Source organism: Vallitalea maricola (assembly GCF_036985595.1).
GTDB lineage: Bacteria > Bacillota > Clostridia > Lachnospirales > Vallitaleaceae > Vallitalea > Vallitalea maricola.
In genome coordinates this window covers 1-223 of the sequence record NZ_BTPU01000271.1, presented here as the reverse complement: position 1 = coordinate 223, position 223 = coordinate 1, and the positions used below count along the sequence as shown (strand labels likewise).

The window sequence follows — 223 nt, the reverse complement described above, 5'->3', positions numbered from 1 at the left end:
GCATCACTACGAGCCGCAATATCTTCAATAAAACGAGGTATTATCTTTCCCTCTTCATCACGCCAAGGCTCTCCTAATCCGCGCCAATGCACATCAAAGTTTCGCTGCACTACCTTCATCTGCTCTCTGACAGCCTCTTCTGCATATTGCTGCATCTTTGCATCTAAAGTGGTATAGACTTTAACGCCATCAGTATACAGATCTAAATCGGGCAATTGCTTTT

Annotated in this window: 1 protein-coding gene; it reads right to left on the bottom strand. The window is 43.9% G+C overall.

Annotated features, from left to right (window positions below; translation table 11 throughout):
* Window positions 1–223 (bottom strand): hypothetical protein (locus tag AACQ14_RS24070; RefSeq protein ID WP_339366072.1); only part of this gene is annotated, 223 nt, incomplete at both ends.